A 23282-nucleotide genomic window follows, 5' to 3' on the forward strand; every position below is an offset into this window, starting at 1 on the left:
ATTACTAAATTGATTTAAGTTCTCGAAAAGTACTTTCTTTAAAAATGGGCTGTCCAAAAAATAATTCTAACAAAAAATGAATCATACAAAAGGGAAAATATTCGATATCAAACTTCAAAATCATTTTTGGTTCTGGGGACTATTTTTTTTAATGAACTTTCTTCGATGGGGAGCGTATTTCAATGATTATGAATATTCTTTTAAATCGAATGTCTTAGAATTCTCGCTTCATATTCCATTAGTCTATTTCAATTTATTTGTTCTAATTCCCCGCTATGTATTAACATCAAAATATTATAAGTATACATTTGCTTTACTTTTGAGTTTAATGATTATCTATTTATTAAAAACAGGATTAACCTATTATATCATTTCTGAGGATATTTGGCCCGAAGCAAACAGAGAATATACACCATTTGAAATCAATCATATTGTTGCCGTATGTATTGGTGAATTGTATGTTGTTGCAATCGCCTCATCCATTTACCTTACCCAAATTTGGCTCAAAGAAAGAGAACGAAACAGAGCCATAATTGAGAACCAATCCAAGATGAAACTAAAGTATTTAAAGACTCAAATTCAGCCTCATTTTTTCTTCAATACCTTAAACAATTTATACGCATTGTCACTGGAATCATCAAGTAAAGTTCCCATTGTGATAATTAAGTTGTCAAAATTGATGGAATATGTATTATATGATATCGAAGACACTAAATTTGTACCATTAATAAAAGAAATTGATTACATTCAAAATTATATTGAAATTGAAAAACTTCGGTTTAAAAACGTAGAAGTCAGTATTAACCTAGAATCGAATATTGACGAAGTCAAAGTACCGCCGTTACTGCTGATTTCTTTTTTGGAAAATGCCTTTAAACACGGTGGGGTAAATAATAACAATCTTAAAATAAAGATAAATTGTAAAATTATTGATGAGTCCACCCTTCATTTTGAAATACTAAATAATTTTGTACTTTCACCAGATTCAAAAGAAAAAAAAGGAATTGGGCTAACGAATACTAAAAAGAGATTAAAGTTAATTTTCAAGAAAAAATATAAATTAGAACAACAGGTAAAGTTCAATTTTTATATCATTCGCTTACAAATACCGCTATCTAATGAAGATTAAATGTGTTTTGATTGACGACGAACCATTAGCCATAAAAGTATTGCAGAATTATTTTAATAATTTTGCCGACTTTGAAATTACTGCTACATTCAATAATGCTCTGGAGGCTCTGGAGTTCATAAACAACAATACTGTTGATGCAGTTTTTTTGGATATTAATATGCCAATGATGACTGGTTTTGAATTAATCCGATTGATAGAATATAAGACCAAAATTATTATCACCACAGCCTTTAGAGAATTTGCTGCAGAAAGTTATGATTTAGACGTATTAGATTATTTAGTAAAACCAATACCACTTCCAAGATTTATAAAATGCATTCATAAAATTGAAGCCGATTTCAATTTAAAAAATAATATCAAAATTGAACCGCATAAAATTGAACCGCATATTTTTATCAAAGTCGATAAGAAAATGGTGAAAATAACAATCGATGAAATCCTGTTTATTGAAGGAATGAAGGAATATATTAAAGTAGTAACATCAGATAAAACATATATTACCCACAAATCATTGACCTCTTTATCCGAAGAATTAGCTGCTGACAGGTTCATACGCATCCATAAATCATACACCATAGCGATTGATAAAGTGAAATCTATTGAAGGTAACAGAATACAAATCCTTTCTTACACGCTTCCAATTGGTAGAAATTACGCTAAAGATGTAAAAAGTAAAATTTTAAAGTAAATTCCATTTCAATATTTTATTTGAAAAAGCAAAAACTTCGAAAAAAAAGCATCGTTTTTTAACAAAAAGTGATTATTCTATAATTCTAACAATATTTAGTCTAAATAATTTTTTTTTAATTTACTTAACAAATATATTTACGGTCTTGCAGCTATAAAAGTAATTAACTTAATCATTAACCTATTTAAAATTATGAATTCAGAACAAACAAAGTCTAATAATTCCGCGCTTTATACGCTCATAACAGTATTTTTCTTTTGGGGATTTATTGGAGCATCAAACGGTATTTTCATTCCCTTTTGCAAAGCCAAATTTGGTTTAGATCAATTTCAAAGTCAACTTATAGATTTTGCTTTTTACGGAGCATATTATATTGGAGCATTGCTTTTATTTATTTTTAGCAGCATCGCAAAAAAGGATATTTTAAATGATTGGGGATTCAAGAAAGGAATTATTTACGGATTATTGGTCAGCACATTTGGAGCTGTACTTATGATTATCGCGGTAACACAAGGAAGTTATTTGTTTATTTTAGGAGCTTTATTCATAGTTGCATTAGGCTTTTCATTACAACAAACTTCTGCACAACCATTTGCGGCTTCTTTAGGAGAAGCACATTCAGCTTCCAGCAGATTGAATCTTGCAGGAGGAATCAATTCATTTGGAACCACTATAGGACCAATAGTTGTTTCTATCGCCTTATTTGGAGTTATTGCAGGTGTAAATATTGAAGAATTTGCTCAAAAACCAGATTCATTAGATTCAATGAGAATCCTTTATGTATTTGTAGGAGGTCTATTTTTATTGGCAGCAGCCTTATTTCATTTTTCTAAAAAGTTACCGTCCGGAAAAAGCGATTCTACTTTTGAAACGGCTAACAAAGCAATGAAAACATTGATTGCAATCACAGTAATTTTAGTTGCAATTTTTGCTTATATCTTTTCTCGTTATGAAGATGCTGAATTTATCACTCGTTTTATTGAGAATAAAGAAAAAGATTACTTAGGATTGGCCTTAACGGTTTCTACTCTTTTGGTAGTTGTTATTGGATTGTTTTTCGCCAATACAACAGCACAAAAAAATCCTGAAGGATGGGGAGCAATGAAATACCCACAATTAGTTTTGGGAATGTTAGCCCTTTTCGCTTACGTAGGTGTCGAAGTAACCATTGGAAGTAACCTAGGTGAATTATTAATAACCGCTGATTTTGGTTCTATTTCAGGTCCAGCTTTGGCGCCATACATGTCTATGTATTGGGGAAGTTTAATGATTGGACGTTGGGCGGGAGCTATTACGGTTTTCAACCCGTCATCTCAATTAAAGAAAATTTTACTTATCGTTGTTCCTTATGTAGCATTTGGAGTTGTATTGACTGCTAATGCCATTTCAGGACAAGATGTAACGCCTTTATATGCGTACGCATTTGTAATTTTGTTCCAAATCGCTGGTTTCTTTTTAGGAAAAGACCAACCGTCAAGAACATTAATGATTTTTGGTATAATGGGAATGACTGCTATGCTTATTGGATTATTCACTACAGGAACGATAGCTATTTTTGCTTTTATGAGCGGTGGATTATTCTTAAGTATTATGTGGCCTTGCATTTTCTCATTAGCAATTGCAGGTTTAGGAAAATATACATCTCAAGGATCTGCATTCTTAGTAATGATGATTTTAGGTGGTGGAATTATACCGCCATTACAAGGTAAACTAGCTGATATCATTGGTATCCATACTTCCTATTTTATTCCCGTTTTATGCTTTGCATTCATCGCATTCTACGGTTGGAAAGTAATCGGAATTTTAGAAAAACAAGGAATCGGAAAAGAAATAGAAGTTGGTGGAGGACACTAATTTCAAAACAAACTAACCAAAACCAAACCAATAAAAAATCCCATCAACCTAGGTTGATGGGATTTTTTTATTGAGAACTTCAATGTATTTAACTAAACATTAAATACTCAAACTATTATTTATTTCCTTTCTCGAAATCAGCAACAAACTGTGCCAATCCAATATCAGTCAATGGGTGTTTCAACAAACCGTAAATAGCAGATAATGGTCCAGTCATAACATCAGCACCAATTTTTGCACAGTTTACAATATGCATTGTATGACGAACTGAAGCAGCAAGAATTTGAGTTTCATAGCCGTAGTTATCATAAATCAATCTGATTTCTTCAATCAAAGCCAATCCGTCCGTAGAAACATCATCCAAACGACCAATAAACGGAGAAACATAAGTAGCACCCGCTTTTGCAGCTAATAAAGCCTGACCAGCCGAGAATACTAAAGTTACATTCGTTTTAATTCCTTTATCCGAAAAGTATTTAGCAGCCATAACTCCTTCTTTAGTCATAGGTAATTTTACTACGATTTGCTCGTGTAAATCCGCTAATTCTTCCCCTTCTTTAATCATTCCGTCGTAATCTAAAGCATTTACTTCGGCACTAACATCTCCATCAACTAGGTTACAAATGTCAACATAATGTTTCAAAATGCTGTTTTTACCTGTGATTCCTTCTTTTGCCATCAATGATGGATTAGTTGTAACACCATCCAAAACGCCTAATGCTTGTGCTTCCTTAATTTGAGCTAAATTAGCCGTGTCAATAAAAAACTTCATAATATATCTATTTAATTGTGTGTTTAAAAAAAGTAACCCTTCCAGAGATTAAAACCCTAAAGGGATTTTGTTCTAAATTTGGTGCAAAATTACAACTTATAACGGCTCGTTTCAATGTTTACAATGCTTTATAGTTGCCTTGTGGACATACTTGTTTTTATACCTTAAAATTTTGTAAGAAAATGCACTTAATTTAATGCTTTGTGCTTATTTTTAACAAAAGTACTTAAATTAAATAAAAATACAATAATAAAAAACCCTGATAGTTTTTGAAGCTATCAGGGTTTTGAATTTTCATACTACATTAAACTACTTTAGATTTATGACAATGTTTTGCAGTTTTAAAGTATCAATTTCCATTTTGCCGGTGTATTGACTCATTCTAAAAACTGATCTGAAATGAAACAAGTCCTGAACTGTTGGAATTAATCCGAGTTCTTTTGCCCGATTAAGATTGTCAAATAGTATTTGTGCTAATTGGAACGCCTCGTTTTGCTCCGGTGTTGTACTGTAAATGCGGTTACTTTCTGTTATAGCCTCAATTTTTTCAGCTGTGAGAGGCTCTACATCGAACGCAAATGAATTTATTCTATGGTATTCTTTCAGGGTGTTGTATGCTGCGTAAATCCCCAACGCATCGAGGTTAAACTTTTCATCTCCAGCCGGAAAAGGGAAGTTTTGTTTTATTTTGCTGTCTAATTCGCTCCACGTTAATTTATGGATTTCGTTACGGTCCGCTGTGGGTAACACTGCCAGTACTAAAGGAATTAATCCGGCTTTGCGTTCTAATTTAGTGCGTTCGTAATTAAGTGAATCTGTTGTTTTAACGGATCCATCATTTAATAAAATTGGTTGAAAAGTCTGTAACATAGTTTTAATTTAATTTATTATTAATTTTAATTGATTTTATCTATGGTTAATCTACTGCCAGTTTTTGCCACTTAATGCCAAGCTTTGCCAATGCGTAGGACCATAAAAAAGCATTTAGGACCGTTTAATTATTGAGGCGAATAGCTTATCATATACGGTCTTTTGTTTCTCAATTGCTCTTTTGCGTCTTCTTAATTCAATCATTGTTTCCAGTTCAATAATTTGCAAATTATCGAGGTTTTCAATTTCTGCAAGAGTGAACGGCAAAGGTTTTGAGGGTCCCTCGCAAAGTATCTGATAGTTTCTACCCTTTGGGGTTTCTGCAAATGCTTTTGACGTGCTGTGAACGATTACGTAATTAGCCCGCTTTGGCTTAATTGCACGTAAAAAAAGTAGTTTGATTACTTGTGAATCCATTTTTTAGAAATTTAAGATATTAATATTCATATTTAGTAAAAAGAGGCAACCTTTTAATTAATTGATTTTCAAGTTATTACGTTTTAAAGGTTGCCGATTGACACGGTTGACAGTTAAATTCACACGGAGTAGGTAAACACGCTGTGTATAATATATCCGTTGTTATGTGTTTTACTTATGGTGTTATTATTATAAGTCTTTATTCATATTAATCTGTCAACCTGTAAACCTTTATCGTTAAGCCTTGTTATCATTGAGTTAAGGCGGTTTACACTTCGATACACTAAATGTAAACCAACGAGACAACCTGTAAACTCTAACTCTCATAATTGAATTTTAGATTATAGCCTTTTAAAACTTTTCCGTTTACTTTTTTGGCGACTCTCTCAATATCCATTTTTCTCAATGCACAACCGATACGTTTTAGGCTTATGTGTTGCTTACTGTTCTTTTCTAATTCAATTAATATTTCAGTTGTATTCACAAAACCGTTTTCGTCTTCATGGAAGCTGTTTTCAATTAAACCAACTATAAAATCTTCGCTCTCAAAATTTATATTCTCATTAGTCTGCAAGGCTCGTTCGCTTTCTGATAAGACACTGGTTTCGCCTTTCAGGTGTAGTTCGTATATTTCAAGCCAAACTAAATTTAAGTCGACTGTGAAGTACTTTTCAAGGTTGAACGCTTTGACGTCAATTGTCAAAAATCTTGTATTCCCAGTGGAATCATTTAAGATAGATTTCTCATTAGTAGTAGCCATTATTATTGAAGCTCTAAACATTTGCTCATGGTTTCGTCTGTATGCTCTTCGCTCGAAAATATCGTATGAACTTGTCAGGTTTTTGAAGTCTGAAAGACTTTTACTTTTTGTCAGGACGTCTTCAAATTCATCAAAAACAGCAATCAAAATTGAACATAACGCTATCTTAGAATCAGTCATTTTATTTTGATTAAATTCAATGACTTTGCCGTACATCTTTAAACTGTCGGTGAGTATGTTTTTTGCAAAAGATGTTTTCCCACTGTTTTGCGTTCCACTAAGAATTAAAACGAGTTTTGTCATTCTCTGCAATAAATGCAAATCGAACAACCCCAGCATCCAGCGGATTAGATATATTTTGATCAACTCTTTAGGTGTAGAACTCTCAAAACAATCAATTAACTTATCTAACGCAGTAGGTTTTGAAAAATCAGTTACCGGTAAATCTTCCAATGTTTTTACAAATTGTAAAAATGGATGGAATTGATTTTTATTACTGATCACATCCAAACAAGTTTGCAAAATATCCTTTGATTGATTTTTACCACTTAGCAATGATAGTTCTGTTAACATTTGTGCGGTGTGGGTATCGTTCAAAGGCTGTCCCGCTATTTCGGTAATTCCTGTTAGTTGGTTTAATCGAATATCTTTAGGCTCTAAAAATTCCAACGATTTACTATATGTCTCATTTCCGTTTTGCCTCACTATCTGAGGTTCAATGAAAGTTCCAAAACCTAAAACAGCTAAATTCCTTTGTGCTTCATAGTCTGTAAGTCCTTTCAGTTCCTTGTATAAATCGAATAGGTTATAATTTTCTTTCTTTAGTCCAGTATTAGGGCTAAAAACTTGGAATTTTACAACGCCGTCATTGAAGAAACAAACCATACTTTTCGGAGAACCGCCCGCACGTTGGTATTCAAAGATTGTCGGTTTTCTCCCTTTTTTAATATAATAACCTAAATCAATAAGTTCGTTGTTAACTATTTCTAAGCCTGACAACCCGGTATTATTAAAGGCTGTTGCGGGATCGTTGGAATAACGGTCTAAAACATTATCGTTATCCTGTTGGGTCGGTTCGGTTGTTTCCTCCAGCTTCAAAGTATCTTTGTAAACTTGTGAAGTAGGATTATAAAACGGGTTTGAGTCAAAAGCTATAAATCTCAAACGGGTTTGATCGCTTAAAAAATCAATCTTTACCCCAAACATTAAAGAATAGTATTCAGCAAACGAAAGAAAAATTTCATTGAAGTTGTTTTCTTTGGGAATTTTAACGAAAACGCACAAGCCCCGCCCACTTAATGAAAAGTGAACTATAAAAGTATAAAGATCGTTTTCTAAGTCTTTTTTGAGTTCCTGCCAATCATTGTAACCGTTTGGTAATACGTCAAAATCTAAAACAGCTAAACCGTTTAAGAACAAGATATTTTTTAAAGAACGTCCGTCCGCATCCATTACGCACGAACCAGTAATGCAAGGCTTTAAAAGTTTGGCTTTTTTATATTCGTCTGCTGGTAAGGCTCTTAATCTTTCGGCTTCGGCTTTTTTTGTTTGATCGCTTACAAGGGCTAAATATTCAGAAATAAAAATATCTTTTGTTTTCTTAGAAGATTTTGCATTTTTAAAGTAAGAAACTTTTATATCTTTGTCCAGCGTAGAACAAAATTTTTGAGGGCTTTGGGTGGTTAAATTACTATCCATGCCCTTTTTAATTTATTCTAGTTAAAGACGCTAGAACTTCATCTTTCTTAAACATCAATCTAGCCCCTAAACCATAAGCGGGAATAGTGCCGTTTTTTACGTGCTTATCTAAGGTGTTCATTGTAATACCTAATAACTCTAGTACTTCCTTTTTAGAAAGTAAAGTTTCATTTTGAATTATTGGCGTTTTTAGGAAGGGTTCTAAATGGGTTTTAATACCATTATTTATAAGCTCGGTTAATTGCTCAGGGCTTACATTTTGAAGTAGGATTGAATTTTGCATTTTGCACTATATTTAAAGTTATAGGCAAAATTGCGTTGATTTTCAATGTTTTAACAACACGCAAACGTGCTTAAAACGTGCTTTTACGTTCTTTTGAATAGGTTTTCTTTTGTAGCTTTGTAAAGTGGTTCTTTTTTAACGTTTTCCCCTACTTGCCTACTATCAATTTTAGGAATTGAAATATCGTATTTCCCTAAAAATTCAAGAAATTCTTTTTGTTTGCAAATAATGAATTTATCTTTTTGCATAGCATAAAATAAGAAACTATAATTTGCCAAATCGTGCTTTGTATCCTCTTTGTAAATTTTGCGCATCTCTTGAAATAATGTAAATTCAAAATCATCTTTAAAAATGTGCGTGTACTTATTCACTAAAAGTTTTTCTTTAGGGTTTTCAATTTCATTAAGTCTATTTTTCAAAAATTCATTGTAGGACTCTAAATATTTGTAATCGCTGTATTTTGCAAAATATCTTTTAAATTCCTCAATAGTATCATCAGAAAACCAGCCTCCGAAACTTTTTTCCGGAAATAAAAGTTTATTGTAATCATAGGTAGGTTTTAAATTTTCAGCTTGTTCAAAATCTTGAATTACTTCTTTTATAATTTCAATTTCTAGTTCATTATTTAGATCACTTTTAACCCGCCTTTTTAAAAGGTGGTTATAGTTGTTCTCTATATCTTCTTTAAAGTCAAAAGCTGTAAAAATCGGTTCATCTATCCAATAACACAAAACCCCGTTTTTATCAGTTTCACTTTTGATATAATCTTTATACTCTCTCATAAATTAAGATATTTTATTAATTGCCTTTTCGTATGCGTCTGCAACATCATCATCAGTCAAACCAATATACTTTATTAATTGGGTTTCTGTGGCGTGCTTAGTTACTGAAAGGATTAAAGCCGTAGGGATAACAGTATAATAATTACTCGCATAACTTCGCCTCATTGTATGTGTTGAAACGGCTTTGTATTTCGGTACTTCTTTTAAAAACTCATTGTTACCCTCTTTTACTTTTTTCAATACTAGAGAATCAATTTTCGCAAGCTCACAAAGGGTTTTTATATTTCTGTTAAGTGTTATAATATCGCACTTTTTCGGGAACTCCTTTAAAATATCTTGTGTATCGCTATTCAAGGGAATTACAACATCTTTACCTGTTTTCTGCTGTCTTAGTCTTAATCTGTTGTTGCTTATGTTTCCGGGTGTTATACTCAATAAATCGTTTGCCCTTTGCCCTACTTCACAACCTACTAAAAACCATTTGCGGGAATTTTCTAAATGCTGGGGCAAATCCTGTAAATCCTTAATTTTTTGAAGCTCTAGCCTGTCCAGCCTCACAATTTCACGTTTGTCTCTTTTGGTTGGCTTCTCTTTGTATTTTCTCAACTTTGAAACCTCCAGCCCATTATCAACAAAATCATTTAAAATTATGATTATAAACCTTGTGTGTTGTACGGCTGTATTTGAAGATACTTTTTTAACCGTTTTTAGCCAGCTTTCAAAGTTCAACATAAAAGCTTTATCAATATCTTTTATCTGCGGGCGGTCACTGCCTATAAATTCAGTCAATAGATCAAAAACTCTATTGTATGATGCAATTGTATTCTTTGCAAGTTTTAGCTCTTTAGACTGGATATATTGAGTACACGCATTAAGAAACAAAAGTTTGTCATCTGCTTTGATTTTTCCGTTTACGACATCAACAATATTTTTTAACCAATCAGTTGTTAGTGTTGCCGTTTCTGCATCATCATTAATTAAACTTTCTATTTCGTTTAATTTATTCTTAATCTTTTTATTGATCGCATCATTTGCAAAAGGTCGTTGTTTTCCAGCGTCCCAATTTTCAATTTTTACTTTTAAGCCTGTAGAACACCTAACACGATTTACACGCCCGCTTTCAACTCTACATTGAATAGTTTTTATATCTGTATTTCCCCTTAATTCAAAAGTGATCGTTTTCATACTTCAAAGATAGTGAATTAACAAACTTGTGGTCAAAAGTGTGGACATTATTTTACGTATGATTGCGTTTTATTGCGTTTTGGGCTAATTCTTAAAAATAAAAAAAACCCAATAAATAAAGGGTTAAGCTCTTTTGTTTATTGGGAATAGTACGTAATAGTATTTTAATGTGGTGTTACAAATTATAATGATTCATAAGCATTTTTTCATATACTTTATCCGGTAGAATTCTCTTCAAGACAATCGAAAATTTTTGCATAAAAACACCTACTTTATAGTGGACTTTAGGTTCCGGAGTTTGTATGATTTTATATACCGCTTCAGCCATTTCATTAGGATTACTACCACTATCCACGTGTTCATCCATAGTTTTTAATGTATTTCCATAGGGACTTTCATAAGCAGAACCTTTTATAACTGGAGCATGAAAACGTCCCGAAGCTATATTCGTAGCAAAATCACCCGGAGCCACATTCGTAATATGAACGCCAAAAGATTTTACTTCCATTCGCAATCCTTCCGTGATGAGTTCAAGAGCACCTTTAGAAGCTGAATAAACACTTCTATACGGCAAACCCATATAACCAGCAATCGAAGTGATATTGATAATCAATCCTGATTTTTGCGAACGCATTTGTGGTAACACGGCTTTCATCACTTCAATTGGACCGAAAAAATTGGTCTCAAAATTATTCTTGATTTCATGCATTGGAATTTCTTCCAAAGGCCCAGTAATTCCAACTCCTGCATTGTTAATTACAACATCCAATCTTCCTGAAATAGCAATTACTTTGGCTACAGCAGAATGAATTGAATCCGTATCCCTAACATCTAAAGCAACCAATGGAAAAATCGAATTTAAAACTCGTTCCGGATTTCTGCTGGTTCCGTAAACAACAAAACCTTTTTGATGCAAAAACTCGCCAATAGATTTTCCTATTCCCGAAGAACCTCCTGTAATTAAAACTACTTTATTCATGATTATTGATGTTTGTTGTACGAAAGGTCCAAAAATAAAAAAATCCTCCCGAAGGAAGACTACTTTTGTAAGAAATAAAAAAATGGCAAGCGACCTACATCGCACCGCTCAACCACGTACCCTTGCTATGTTCCCATCCTGGGGGAGTCTGCAGGAGCTGGTCGTGTAGGACTTGCCGGTGCAAATATACAACCTTTTTATATTTTTGCAAGTGCTTTGCAGCTATTAAAATAACGTTGTATATTGGGGTATTCAAATTTTACGCTATGAAAAATTATAACATACTATCTATCATTTTATTAGGAACCTTACTGGTTAATTGTGGTGATACAAAAAAAGGTGAAAATTCTTTATTTACTTTTGATAATTCAAAATTTAAGGAACAATACCAACCTCAAGAGGCACTTTCTTTGGAAATTTTGAACTCAAATTCAAAAACGATCGACAGCATTATTTACTATGTGAACGATAAAAAAATTGGTTCTAAAAAAGGAGTTGACAAATTAACTTTTGAATTAAAAGATCAAAAATTGGGCTATCAAAACCTAAAGGCTCTAGTGTATTATGAGGGACAAAGTTCAGAAGCTACCACAAGAGTGGAATTAGTTTCTAATATTGCACCAAAATTATTGAAATATACCATCGTAAATACGTATCCGCACGATATTCAGGCTTACACGCAAGGACTAGAATTTTACCGTGATACACTTTATGAAGGAACTGGAAACGGTTCAGGACCATCTGGAAAAAGAGGAATCTCCAGCTTAAGAAAAACAAATTATAAAACTGGGGAAGTTTATAAGAAAGTAGAACTAGATGCTCAATATTTTGGCGAAGGAATTACAATTCTAAACAACAAAGTATATCAATTGACGTATAAAAATAATGAAGGGTATGTTTATAATGCAGATACTTTCAAAAAAGAAAAAACAGTTCCATATTACAAAAATATGGAAGGCTGGGGTTTAGTCAATGATGGTACAAACTTATATATGACTGACAGTTCCGAAACCATACACATATTAAACCCTGAAACTTTTAAAGCAATTGACCATATCAATGTTTACTCTCTAAAATCTAAAGTAAAAGGAGTAAATGAACTGGAATGGATTGATGGAAAAATATATGGAAATGTGTACCAAAAAGAAGCTATTGCTGTCATTAACCCTAAAAACGGGGCGGTTGAAGGAATAATTAATCTTGCAGATTTGACTACAAAAATTGCTAAATTAGAAGATACTGACGTTTTAAACGGAATCGCCTACAACCCAAAAACAAAAACCATTTTTGTTACCGGTAAAAACTGGAATAAAATGTTTGAAATCAAAATTTCAGAGTAATTATCATATAAAATGACAACGTTAATTATCAATATAAAAGAGTTACTTCAGGTTCGGGAAACAGCTACAGCTAAAGTTTCTGGTGCCGAAATGGCTATTCTTCCAACAATCAAAAATGCCTTTTTAGTAATTGAAGACAATTTGATTGCTGATTTTGGTGCTATGGAGAATTTACCTCCAATACATGCTGATAAAACGATTGATGCCACTGGAAAAATGGTTTTGCCATCTTGGTGTGACAGTCATACTCATATTGTTTATGCCGGTAATAGAGAACAAGAATTTGTCGATCGAATCAACGGCATGACCTATGAAGAAATTGCTAATCGTGGCGGTGGAATCTTAAATTCAGCTAAAAAACTCAATGAAGCTACTGAAGCCGAAATCTATGATCAATCCAAAGCACGGCTTGAAGAAGTCATGCGTTTAGGAACTGGCGCCGTTGAAATTAAATCTGGATATGGATTGACGGTTAATGGAGAATTAAAAATGCTTCGTGTGATTCAGCGTCTAGCTCAAAACTATCCTATAACCATTAAAGCAACCTTTCTTGGTGCTCACGCTTTCCCATTAGAGTATAAAGAAAACCATCAGGGATATATTGATTTAATCATTAACGAAATACTTCCTGAAATTGCCAAAAATAATCTGGCAGAATTCATCGATGTATTTTGTGAAACCGGTTATTTTACTGTTGAAGAAACCCAACAAATAATGGAAGCTGGAATTGAATTTGGCTTAAAGCCAAAAATTCATGTCAATCAGTTCAACTCTATTGGCGGAATTCAGGCCGGAATAAAATACAATGCGCTTTCTGTAGATCATCTAGAAATTATAAGCACAGAAGATATTGAGGCTTTAAAAAATACTGAAACAATGCCAGTGGCGTTGCCTTCATGTTCCTATTTTTTAAGTATTCCATATACGCCAGCACGAGAAATGATAAAAGCCGGACTTCCTCTAGCCCTTGCAACAGATTATAATCCAGGTTCTACTCCTTCCGGAAATATGAACTTTGTAGTTGCAACTGCTTGTATCAAAATGAAAATGACTCCAGAAGAGGCCATAAATGCGGCCACAATAAACGGAGCCTATGCTATGGGGATTTCTGAAACCCACGGAAGCATAACCATTGGTAAAAAAGCTAACCTTATACTCACTAAACCTATTCCCTCGTACTATCAATTACCATACGCTTTCGGCAGTAATCTAATTGATACTGTATTGATCGAAGGTGAAATTTTCGCATAAAAAAAGAGGAACATAATGTTCCTCTTTTTTATTATGTCTAATTATTGTTCTTATCTTAAAACAAAACTTGTTTTAGAAACCAATATATCTCTATCAAAAATATTGATATAATATGTTCCTTTAGCAAAATCTTTTCCTCTTAAATCTTCAGTAACACTAATTGTTTTGTTTTCATATTTAACATTAGTTAAAAAACTATATGTTAAAGTATTATCTCCAAAAGTCTCTGTTTTTTTGTCGCCTAAAACATTGTTTTTACTGTCAATTACTTGAACATAATATGTTTTATCACCAGATTTAGCAATTTGGTTTTCAGCAATTGTAAAATTAACTCTAAGAACGTCAGCTCTACTCGCTTTATCTGTTTCAATTTGTTTACCAGAACTTCTTAATTTAAAAGCCGAACCTCTAGTGTTTAAAACCGTCAATTTTGAACCAATTTCAACTGCTTTTGCCAACTCTTCATTTTGACCAGTTAATGCTTCAACATTCTTTTTAGTCTCTCCTAATACTACAACAGTACTATCACGCTGTGTAGTAAGTGTTGTATTGGCCTTTTTTAAGTTATCATTCTCAGCCATTAAAACCTTCATATTCCCTTGCAAAGCATTGAATTGAGATCTGTATTTCGATAATGAAGCTACATCGCCTTTAGATTTACTTAAATCAGTCATTAAATTAACCACTTTATCTCTTTCTTGAATTAACTCTTCAGACATAGAAGTGTTTTCTGCAATTGCAGCATCATATGTTGATTTCAATTCTTGTAGATCTTTCATAACTGATTCTTTCTCAGTTAATGTGGATTTCAATTCTGTTTTTACGATTTCGGTATCTGAAGTCATTTTAAAAATATAAACTAAACTTCCCACTAATAAAATAGCTAATACTGCTATAACCGCTTTAAGACTTGAACTGCTTTTTTGATTTTCCATCTTTTAATTTACTTTAATTTATTTTACAAATTTAACAATATATAACAACGTAATAACGTAAGTTAACGTAATTATATTATTTTTGGAAAAAAAATATTTTTTTTAATGGAAAAAATTATCCCATTTACCATCAAAGATCTTGCAAAAATTACGAACCATAGAAGTGGTGAAATAAAATTTGGAGAGAAAATGATAACTGTTCCAAAAGAGACCGATCCTGTTGAGTTTCTTAAAACTTGCGAAGCAAAATATGTATTGTTTGGAATTCCGGAAGATATAGGCATAAGAGCTAATTTTGGCAGGCCTGGTGCGGCCTCAGCCTGGGATAGTGCCATTAAAAGCATCGCTAATATTCAGCATAATCGATTTTGTAAAGGAAGTCAACTTTTTGTTTTAGGCCAATTGAATGTTAGCGTCGAAATGAAAGAAGTGGAACATTTGGATTTTAATGATATTGATGATCGATCTAAATTAAGTCAATTAGTAGAAAAAATTGATAAAGATGTTTCTCATATCATCTTCAGCATTATAAAACTGGGGAAAATACCTATAATTATAGGTGGCGGACATAATAATTCCTATGGAAACATAAAAGGAACTGCGCTTGCTAAAGGAAAACCCATCAATGCTATAAACTTTGATGCTCATTCCGATTTTAGAATTTTAGAAGGACGTCACAGCGGTAATGGTTTCTCTTATGCATTTGAAGAAGGGTTTTTAAAAAAATATTTTATTTTTGGTTTACACGAAAATTATACTTCCAAAAGTGTATTAGACATCATTAAAAAAATAGAAGACCGCGTACGCTTCAATACTTATGATAGTGTAAATATTCGAAAAGAAAAAGATTTCAATCAGGAAATGGCTCTAGCCTTAGAGTTTATAAATGACGACTTTTTTGGAATTGAGATAGATTTAGATTCGATTCCTAATATTGCTTGTAGCGCAATGACTTTGAGTGGTTTCTCAGTGGAGCAACTTCGTCAATTTATTTCCTATTTTGCAAAAAATAAAAACGCAGCCTATTTACACATTTGCGAAGGTGCGCCCGATTTAGGTGAAGAAAAAAACAATCATTTAATAGGTAAACTTATAGGATATTTAGTAACTGATTTTATTAAATCTAATACTATTTAGTCTGTTTTATTGATGGATTTCTGGATTTAAATTCCAGAAGTTCTAATCCTAAATACCATATAAATTATCATCAAAAATAATAATACTATCTTTGTTGCGCTATCTATGTACTTAATACATGATATTTAATACCAAAAATATGTTATTCGAAGATTTATCGCTCTCAAAAAGTATACAAAAAGCCGTATTTGAACAAGGCTACCTTAACCCTACTCCTATTCAAGAACAGTCTATCCCAATTGTATTATCGGGAAAAGATTTAATAGGTTGCGCACAAACCGGAACTGGAAAAACAGCAGCATTTGCTATTCCTATTATACATCAATTACACAGAATAGTAGGCTCATCAAAAAAAGCCAAACAAATTCGTGCTTTAGTAGTTACTCCAACGCGTGAATTAGCTGTCCAAATTGGACAAAGCTTTGATACTTACGGAAAATACACAAACTTGACACAACTTACCATTTTTGGTGGTGTTTCACAAAATCCACAAGTAGATACTTTAAAAAATGGTGTAGATATTTTGATTGCAACCCCTGGAAGATTGCTTGATCTTCACAAACAGGGTTTTATTGATTTAGACCATTTACATACTTTAGTTCTTGACGAAGCTGATCAAATGCTTGATATGGGATTTGTAAATGATGTAAAGAAAATTGTAAAGCTTACGCCAAAAAACAGACAAACATTATTTTTCTCAGCTACAATGCCAATTGCTATTCGAGAATTAGCTGAAATGTTTTTGACTGATCCAGCAACAGTAACCGTTTCTCCTGTATCTTCAACTGCTGAAAATGTAGAACAACGCGTTTATTTTGTTGAAAAAGCAGAAAAAAGAAACTTACTATATCATTTAATTAAAAATGAAAACCTATCAGATGTTTTGGTTTTTTCAAGAACCAAACACGGTGCTGATAATGTTGTAAAAGCATTACGAAAAAACAATATTGCCGCAGAAGCCATTCACGGTGACAAATCACAAAATGCAAGACAACGCGTTTTGGATGCTTTCAAAAACAAAGAAGTTGGTGTTCTCGTTGCTACTGATATTGCAGCTAGAGGAATTGATATTGACCAATTGCCTTTTGTAATCAATTTTGATTTACCTAATATTCCTGAAACGTATGTTCACCGTATTGGTAGAACCGGTCGTGCTGGAAATGGAGGGATTGCAATCTCTTTTTGCAGTAAAGACGAACATACCTATTGGAAAGACATCCAAAAACTAATAAAAGTCGATGTAAAAACGGTAAATGACCATCCGTATCATTGGCATTCTGGAAGCCCTGAAACGGCTTCTGGTTCTCAACAAAAAAATTCAAACCGTAGTGGTGGAGCTCATAAATCAAGAAAATCTGAAGTTTCAAAACAGAATAAAAAGCGCTGGTATTAAAATCTTTTGAACTTATTTTTCATCCGTAAGAAATACCTTTTTAAGTTTTACAGAAAAAGGTATTTAATCGTTAATAACTTAGTCTTCAACGTTTTACAAGTTAAAAAATATTTGTAAATAAATAATATCATTAAATTTGATTCAACTTATTTCAAACAATTAAAACATAAAACTATGGAAACTTTAGTAAAAAGAAACGGTTTATTTCCCACAGTGAATACATTTTTCGATGATTTTATTTCAAGAGATCTTTTTGATTGGAATGATAAAAATTTAACTGCTATTGGGAGTAATTTACCTTCAGTGAATTTAAAAGAAACTGATGATAAATTACAAGTAGAATTAGCAGCTCCAGGAATGAAAAAAGAGGATTTTAAAGTTGAAATTGACAAGAACACGCTTATGATTTCATCTGAAAGAAAGGAAGAAAAAGAAGAAACAAGAAAAAAAGATAATTACGTTCGTAAAGAATTTAATTACCAATCATTTTGCAGAACTTTTACTTTACCTGAATACATTGATGAGAGTAAAGTTGAAGCTAGTTATAAAGATGGAATTTTACATGTGGACATTGCCAAAAAAGAAAATGGCAAGAAAAATGCACACAAAACCATAGCCATTAAATAATTATATTAAAATCGTTAAATCCTTAGAATCAGTAAATGGTTTTAAAGATTTAACGATTTTAATTTTAATACAAGATTTATTAAAATCCTCATCAGGCAATTTTTCAAAATAGGAATAGAAAAAATAGATTAAGCTATACTTTTAGGTTTTGATATTAGAATACTGATAATCTCAAATAATTTAATCGAATCAAATGGTTTAATGATGATATCATTGATTCCCGCAGAAAGAGCTTCTTCGGTTATTTCAGCTTTATCAAATGCCGTTAACGCTACAATGGGAATTCCAATTCCTTTAAGACGAATTTTTCTTGTGGTTTCAAAACCATTGATTAAAGGCATATTAATATCCATTAATATCACATCAAAATTCTCTTTTTCTAATATTTCCAATGCTGCATAACCATTGTCAACAACACTGCATTTATAGTTGTTCTTCTCGATTGTTTTTCTGGTAATAACTTGATTTATATGGTTATCCTCTACTACTAAAACATTGACGATTTGAGTTGAACTCATATCAACTTGAATGTTATTGATTATTTCAGTTGTTCGCTCAGGGTTAAATTCAAATGCAATGACAAATTTAAATGATGTACCTTTTCCTATGGTACTTTCTAGAGAAATATCACTATCAAACAACCCTAGCAGTTGCTTAACAATAGAAAGCCCCAAACCAGTACCTTGATAATCAGTCTCTTTCCTACTAACCTGAACAAATTTATCGAAAATCTTTTCCTGATCAGCGGCATGAATTCCTATTCCGTTGTCTTGGATTTGAAATTCCAGAAAATGAGATTTCCCTTCTACTTTAACCAAGTTTACATTAATACTTACTTCGCCTTTTTTTGTAAACTTCAAAGCATTACTAACTAAATTCATAATGATTTGAGAAAGTCTTAACTTATCACCTATTAAATATTCCGGAATATTAGGGTCGACATTTACTTGGACAACATTATCATTTGTTTTAGCTATAAAAGATAAGGAACTTTTAATCATATTAATTTCATCAGAAATATTAAAAGTTAAACTTTCAAGAATAATTCTATTGTCTTCAATTTTATTAATTTGAAGAATATCATTTACTAATGATAATAGATATCGAGCCGAAAATTTAAGAGAACTTAGATGTGGACTATGTGCTAATTCTTTATGTTCATCAAGCAACATATTTGTAATTCCTACCACACCATATAAAGGAGTCCTTAATTCATGACTTATAGTAGAGACAAATTGTGATTTTATTATAGACGCTTCCTCTGCTTTTTCTTTTGCAACCAGTAATTCTATATTAGTTTGAGAAAGCTCCGCATTGGTTTTTTTCTTAAAATTATTATTCTTAAATAAAATGTAGAGTAATAATAACAAAAAGAAAAAAACTACTGCAAATAGCAATACAATGACTTTTGACTTTCTTAAACTCTGAAGCTGAGCATCTTTCTCCGTTTCAATTTTATCTATCTCTCTTTTATATTCTTCTAATTCTAAATTTATTCCAGCTACATTAGCTTTCTTAATTTTTTCCTCATTGTATAATTCGTCAGTAATTATATTGTAACGTGCGAGATTTTCATAGGCATTTTTATAATCGCCTTTCTTTAATAAATATTTTGAATATTCAAGATACGAAAAAGATAAATCTGACTTCTCAATCCCTTCATTTCCAAATTTTATAGCATTTACAAAAGATGATGTAGCTTTATTATGGTTTCCTTTGTAACTATAATACATTCCATTAAGCATGTTTACCGCTACAGCGTTTGTTTCATCACCATATTTTTTATTGTATTTGTTGATGAATTCTAAACTTGGAAAACCTTTTTCAAATAGACCAATATCAAAATAGGCCCAAGCGATATTAAGCTTAGTCATAAAAACCTGATTGGTATCTGCTAATTTTTGACTGTATTTAAGAGAGTTTTCATAAAAATTTATCCCTTTTTCATACTGCTTTTTCTCAAAACAATAGATATTGCCTAAATTATTATTTATCCGTTTTTTTAAGGTGTCATTACTCGTTTTATCAGCATAAGACAAACTCTTATTATAGAAGAATATCGCTTTATCAAATTCAGCCATCTCAGCATAATTTGCCGCAATTGTAATATAGGAAATAGCTGTTGAATATAAATCATTAGCATTAATAGAGGAACGAAGTGCCAATTTAGAAATATCCAGAGATTTTTCAAAATTAGCCTCCTTTAAGTATCGAGAAGCCTCATCAGTTAGTTTAGTGATTTCTTTCTTAGAATATGTTCTTGTCTGTGCAATTGAATTATTACCTAAATAATTTAATCCAAACAATAGCAATAAAACAATACGTAAATGATACATATACAATTAAAGTTTATCAAATATACATTTTTTTAATAAAAAAAAGAGGAATATGCGCATATTTTCTATTAAAAATAAATTAAATAAACACATTTTAAAAACAGCAATACCTACCTTTAAAATAAGGAATAATTAAAAATTTTAAATTAAAAAAAAACCTGTTCAACTAATTGAACAGGTTTTAACTATATTATTTACTGTAAAAATGTAACGTTATAACTATTCTGAAGCTACAATTTCATTTTCATCATCACCTTCCCATTGCCCAACCACTGATGTAGCCAAAGCATTTCCTAAAACATTTGTTGCACTACGAAACATATCACAAAAATGATCTATAGGTAAAATTAATGCTATTCCTTCAATTGGAATATCAAACATACCACAAGTTGCGGCAACTACAACTAAACTTGCTCTTGGAACACCTGCAATCCCTTTACTGGTAAGCATTAAAACTAAAAGCATAGTCATTTGTGTTCCTAAATCTAAATCAATTCCGTAGGCTTGAGCAATAAAAATACTAGCAAAAGTCATGTACATCATACTTCCATCTAAATTGAATGAATAACCTAATGGCAACATGAAAGAAACGATTCTGTCTTTTACTCCAAAACGTTCTAATTCCTCTGTCAATTTTGGAAAAACTGCTTCACTACTGGTTGTTCCAAAAGCAATAATCAAAGGACTTACAATTCTTTTAAGCAAAACAGTCATTCTGCTTTTAAGAAAAATGTAACCCACCACTATTAATACCAACCAAAGTGATGAAATTCCAACTAAGAATGAACCAAAAAATTTGAAATATGTAATCGCTAATTCTTGAAAATCTCTTACCGCGAAAACTCCGGCAATAGCTCCAAAAACTCCTATTGGAGCAAATTTCATTACGTAGTTCACCATTTTAAGAACTATGTGTGAGGTTTTATCTAAAGCATTTGTAACTGGCTTAACATAATCTCCCAATGATGCTGCTGCCAAACCAAAGAAAATAGAGAAAATCACAATTTGTAAAATTTCATTGGTAGCCATTGCTTCAAAAATACTTTTGGGAACAATATGCTCAATAAAATTTTCAAAAGATATATTTTGAGTTTTTGAAGTAACTTCTGAAACAGAGGCCAAATCAACATTTGATAAATTAAGACCAACTCCCGGTTCAAGGATGTTTACAAAAAACATTCCCAATAATAAAGAGATGAATGAAGCTGTAAAAAACCAACCCATTGCTTTTCCTCCAATTCTTCCAACAGCTTTAATATCGCCCAACTTTGCAATTCCTACAACAAGTGTTGTAAAAACTAATGGCGAGATAATCATTTGTACTAATCGAATGAAAACTGTTGCCAGAATTTTAATTTTTGCGCTAAAACCTTGGGCTGCTTCTGGGGAAATAGAATTATGAATTACAATGCCTAAAATAGCACCTAAAACCATCGCAATTAATATTTGTCCCGTTAATCCTGAAAAAAAAGATGGTTTTTTAGTTGTTTTGGTATTCATTAAATTGATTGTTAGGTTTTAGTCTTAGCCTGTTACTTCACTCAACATTATATGTGTTTAGAAAATTTTCTTTACAATAATTCATTTCTTGTTTGCTTACAAGCAAGAAAACATAAAGTGTTAAGCAGGAAAAACTTCAAAAATTAAAATTAATAGGTTTTGTTTATCAAATAAAAATCAGCTAGTACAATAGCAGCCATAGCCTCAACTATAGGCACAGCACGTGGTACTACACAAGGATCATGACGTCCCTTTCCTGTCATTTCAGTAATATCCCCTTTGTTATCCAATGATTCTTGTTTTTGCATAATGGTAGCCACAGGCTTGAAGGCCACGCGGAAATAAATATCCATTCCATTACTAATTCCACCTTGAATCCCACCAGAAAGGTTGGTTTTAGTAGTACCGTCAGGGTTGTATAAATCATTATGCTCGCTTCCTTTCATTCTTGCTCCATCAAAACCACTTCCAAACTCAAATCCTTTTACGGCATTAATAGAGAGCATGGCTTTACCCAATTCAGCATGAAGTTTGTCAAAAACAGGTTCTCCTAAACCAATAGGCACATTTTGAATCACGCATGTTACGGTTCCACCTACAGTGTCACCTTGTTTACGAATATCTCGTATATACTCCTCCATGATTACCGCTGATGCTTCATCAGGACAACGCACAGGATTATTTTCGGTTTTTGAAAAATCTAATTCTTGGTATGGTTTTTCTAAAAATATAGGACCTACAGAAGAAACGTAAGCATTGATTTTTATATCTGACAGCATTTGTTTTGCAATTGCTCCTGCCACTACTCTACTGGCCGTTTCGCGTGCAGAACTTCGTCCGCCACCACGGTAATCACGAACACCATATTTTTTCTCATACACATAATCAGCATGACTGGGTCTGTAATTATCTTTTATATGAGAATAATCGTCTGATTTTTGATTGGTATTAGGAATAATAAAACCTATAGGTGTTCCTGTAGTTTTTCCTTCAAATATTCCGGATAAAAATTGTACATCATCCGGCTCTTTACGTTGGGTAACTATAGCCGATTGACCAGGCTTTCTTCTTGACATTTCAAATTGAATTGCATCTAAATCTATAGTTATTCCAGGAGGGCAACCATCAATTATACCGCCTAATGCTTCACCATGTGATTCTCCAAAAGTTGTTATTCTAAATAGTGTTCCGTAGCTATTTCCTGCCATTATAATTAGTTTTGAACAAAAGTACCATTTTAGTTTAAAGTTTAAAAGCTTATCCCGAGATTTCGGGATAAAGTTTTAAGAAACATTTCACATTTATTGATATTAATTTAATCTTGTCTTAGATTTCTTAACCTT

20 protein-coding genes and 1 other RNA gene are annotated in these 23282 nt (G+C 32.2%); 8 read left to right on the plus strand and 13 right to left on the minus strand.

The genetic code is table 11. The annotated features are described in order from the left end of the window. Positions 1–76 precede the first annotated feature (76 nt). The 3 genes from ACNQF8_RS13415 to ACNQF8_RS13425 all read left to right on the plus strand — a co-directional run bounded on the left by ACNQF8_RS13415 (position 77) and on the right by ACNQF8_RS13425 (position 3674). Entirely contained in the window at positions 77–1129 is a 1053-nt protein-coding gene (locus ACNQF8_RS13415) for a sensor histidine kinase (RefSeq protein WP_417952095.1), read from the plus strand. After that, positions 1119–1820, plus strand: coding sequence for a LytR/AlgR family response regulator transcription factor (locus tag ACNQF8_RS13420; RefSeq protein ID WP_417953785.1), 702 nt, complete (start codon positions 1119–1121; stop codon positions 1818–1820). Before ACNQF8_RS13415 ends, ACNQF8_RS13420 begins: the two co-directional genes overlap by 11 nt. 192 nt (positions 1821–2012) lie before the next feature. Further along, positions 2013–3674, plus strand: a complete 1662-nt coding sequence (locus ACNQF8_RS13425) for an MFS transporter (RefSeq protein ID WP_417952097.1) — start codon at positions 2013–2015, stop codon at positions 3672–3674. A gap of 115 nt (positions 3675–3789) precedes the next feature. Here ACNQF8_RS13425 and fsa read toward each other — a convergent pair whose 3' ends face one another. The 9 genes from fsa to ffs all read right to left on the minus strand — a co-directional run bounded on the left by fsa (position 3790) and on the right by ffs (position 11598). Next, complete coding sequence (gene fsa / locus ACNQF8_RS13430) at positions 3790–4446, minus strand: fructose-6-phosphate aldolase (protein WP_073353076.1); 657 nt, start codon at positions 4444–4446, stop codon at positions 3790–3792. Positions 4447–4755: 309 nt separating this feature from the next. Next, the gene (locus ACNQF8_RS13435; protein WP_417952098.1) at positions 4756–5316 is read right to left on the minus strand and encodes a hypothetical protein; all 561 of its coding nucleotides are present in this window, start codon (positions 5314–5316) and stop codon (positions 4756–4758) included. Between the two features lie 114 nt (positions 5317–5430). Beyond that, positions 5431–5733 carry a hypothetical protein gene (locus tag ACNQF8_RS13440; RefSeq protein ID WP_417952099.1) on the minus strand — a complete coding sequence of 101 codons (303 nt, stop codon included), beginning with the start codon at positions 5731–5733 and terminating at the stop codon, positions 5431–5433. A 316-nt stretch (positions 5734–6049) separates the two neighbouring features. After that, complete coding sequence (locus ACNQF8_RS13445; RefSeq protein WP_417952100.1) at positions 6050–8191, minus strand: VapE domain-containing protein; 2142 nt, start codon at positions 8189–8191, stop codon at positions 6050–6052. 7 nt (positions 8192–8198) lie between these two features. Further along, positions 8199–8474, minus strand: a complete 276-nt coding sequence (locus ACNQF8_RS13450) for a helix-turn-helix domain-containing protein (RefSeq protein WP_417952101.1) — start codon at positions 8472–8474, stop codon at positions 8199–8201. A gap of 83 nt (positions 8475–8557) precedes the next feature. Continuing rightward, on the minus strand, positions 8558–9256 hold the full coding sequence (locus ACNQF8_RS13455) for a hypothetical protein (protein ID WP_417952102.1): 699 nt from the start codon (positions 9254–9256) through the stop codon (positions 8558–8560). 3 nt (positions 9257–9259) lie between these two features. Further along, on the minus strand, positions 9260–10441 hold the full coding sequence (locus ACNQF8_RS13460; RefSeq protein ID WP_417953784.1) for a tyrosine-type recombinase/integrase: 1182 nt from the start codon (positions 10439–10441) through the stop codon (positions 9260–9262). Positions 10442–10616: 175 nt separating this feature from the next. Next, complete coding sequence (locus ACNQF8_RS13465) at positions 10617–11420, minus strand: SDR family oxidoreductase (protein WP_417953783.1); 804 nt, start codon at positions 11418–11420, stop codon at positions 10617–10619. 80 nt (positions 11421–11500) lie between these two features. Then, positions 11501–11598: signal recognition particle sRNA small type (gene ffs, locus ACNQF8_RS13470), an RNA gene on the minus strand. Positions 11599–11686: 88 nt separating this feature from the next. Between ffs and ACNQF8_RS13475 the strand changes: the two genes are divergently transcribed. Next, the gene (locus ACNQF8_RS13475; RefSeq protein ID WP_417953782.1) at positions 11687–12760 is read left to right on the plus strand and encodes a glutaminyl-peptide cyclotransferase; all 1074 of its coding nucleotides are present in this window, start codon (positions 11687–11689) and stop codon (positions 12758–12760) included. Positions 12761–12772: 12 nt separating this feature from the next. Further along, complete coding sequence (hutI, locus tag ACNQF8_RS13480) at positions 12773–14011, plus strand: imidazolonepropionase (protein ID WP_417952106.1); 1239 nt, start codon at positions 12773–12775, stop codon at positions 14009–14011. A gap of 50 nt (positions 14012–14061) precedes the next feature. Here the strand turns inward: hutI and ACNQF8_RS13485 are convergent, their stop codons facing one another. Further along, entirely contained in the window at positions 14062–14946 is an 885-nt protein-coding gene (locus ACNQF8_RS13485) for a hypothetical protein (RefSeq protein ID WP_417952107.1), read from the minus strand. Positions 14947–15051: 105 nt separating this feature from the next. On the opposite strand from ACNQF8_RS13485, the gene ACNQF8_RS13490 reads away from it, so the two are divergent. The 3 genes from ACNQF8_RS13490 (at position 15052) to ACNQF8_RS13500 (ending at position 18103) form a co-directional block, all read left to right on the plus strand. After that, positions 15052–16083, plus strand: a complete 1032-nt coding sequence (locus tag ACNQF8_RS13490) for a formimidoylglutamase (RefSeq protein ID WP_417952108.1) — start codon at positions 15052–15054, stop codon at positions 16081–16083. A 139-nt stretch (positions 16084–16222) separates the two neighbouring features. Beyond that, positions 16223–17476 (plus strand): DEAD/DEAH box helicase, encoded by a 1254-nt coding sequence (locus tag ACNQF8_RS13495; protein ID WP_417952380.1) that lies wholly within the window; start codon positions 16223–16225, stop codon positions 17474–17476. 174 nt (positions 17477–17650) lie between these two features. Next, entirely contained in the window at positions 17651–18103 is a 453-nt protein-coding gene (locus ACNQF8_RS13500; protein ID WP_417953781.1) for an Hsp20/alpha crystallin family protein, read from the plus strand. A 128-nt stretch (positions 18104–18231) separates the two neighbouring features. Here the strand turns inward: ACNQF8_RS13500 and ACNQF8_RS13505 are convergent, their stop codons facing one another. The 3 genes from ACNQF8_RS13505 to aroC form a co-directional block, all read right to left on the minus strand. Next, positions 18232–20439 (minus strand): response regulator, encoded by a 2208-nt coding sequence (locus tag ACNQF8_RS13505; protein WP_417952110.1) that lies wholly within the window; start codon positions 20437–20439, stop codon positions 18232–18234. A 219-nt stretch (positions 20440–20658) separates the two neighbouring features. Further along, a complete protein-coding gene (locus ACNQF8_RS13510) occupies positions 20659–21939 on the minus strand; it encodes a dicarboxylate/amino acid:cation symporter (protein WP_417953780.1) in 1281 nt (426 codons plus the stop codon). Positions 21940–22088: 149 nt separating this feature from the next. Then, a complete protein-coding gene (aroC, locus tag ACNQF8_RS13515) occupies positions 22089–23147 on the minus strand; it encodes a chorismate synthase (protein WP_417952112.1) in 1059 nt (352 codons plus the stop codon). Between the last annotated feature and the right edge of the window lie 135 nt (positions 23148–23282).

It is taken from the genome of Flavobacterium labens (genome assembly GCF_048286755.1).
Classification (GTDB): Bacteria; Bacteroidota; Bacteroidia; order Flavobacteriales; family Flavobacteriaceae; genus Flavobacterium.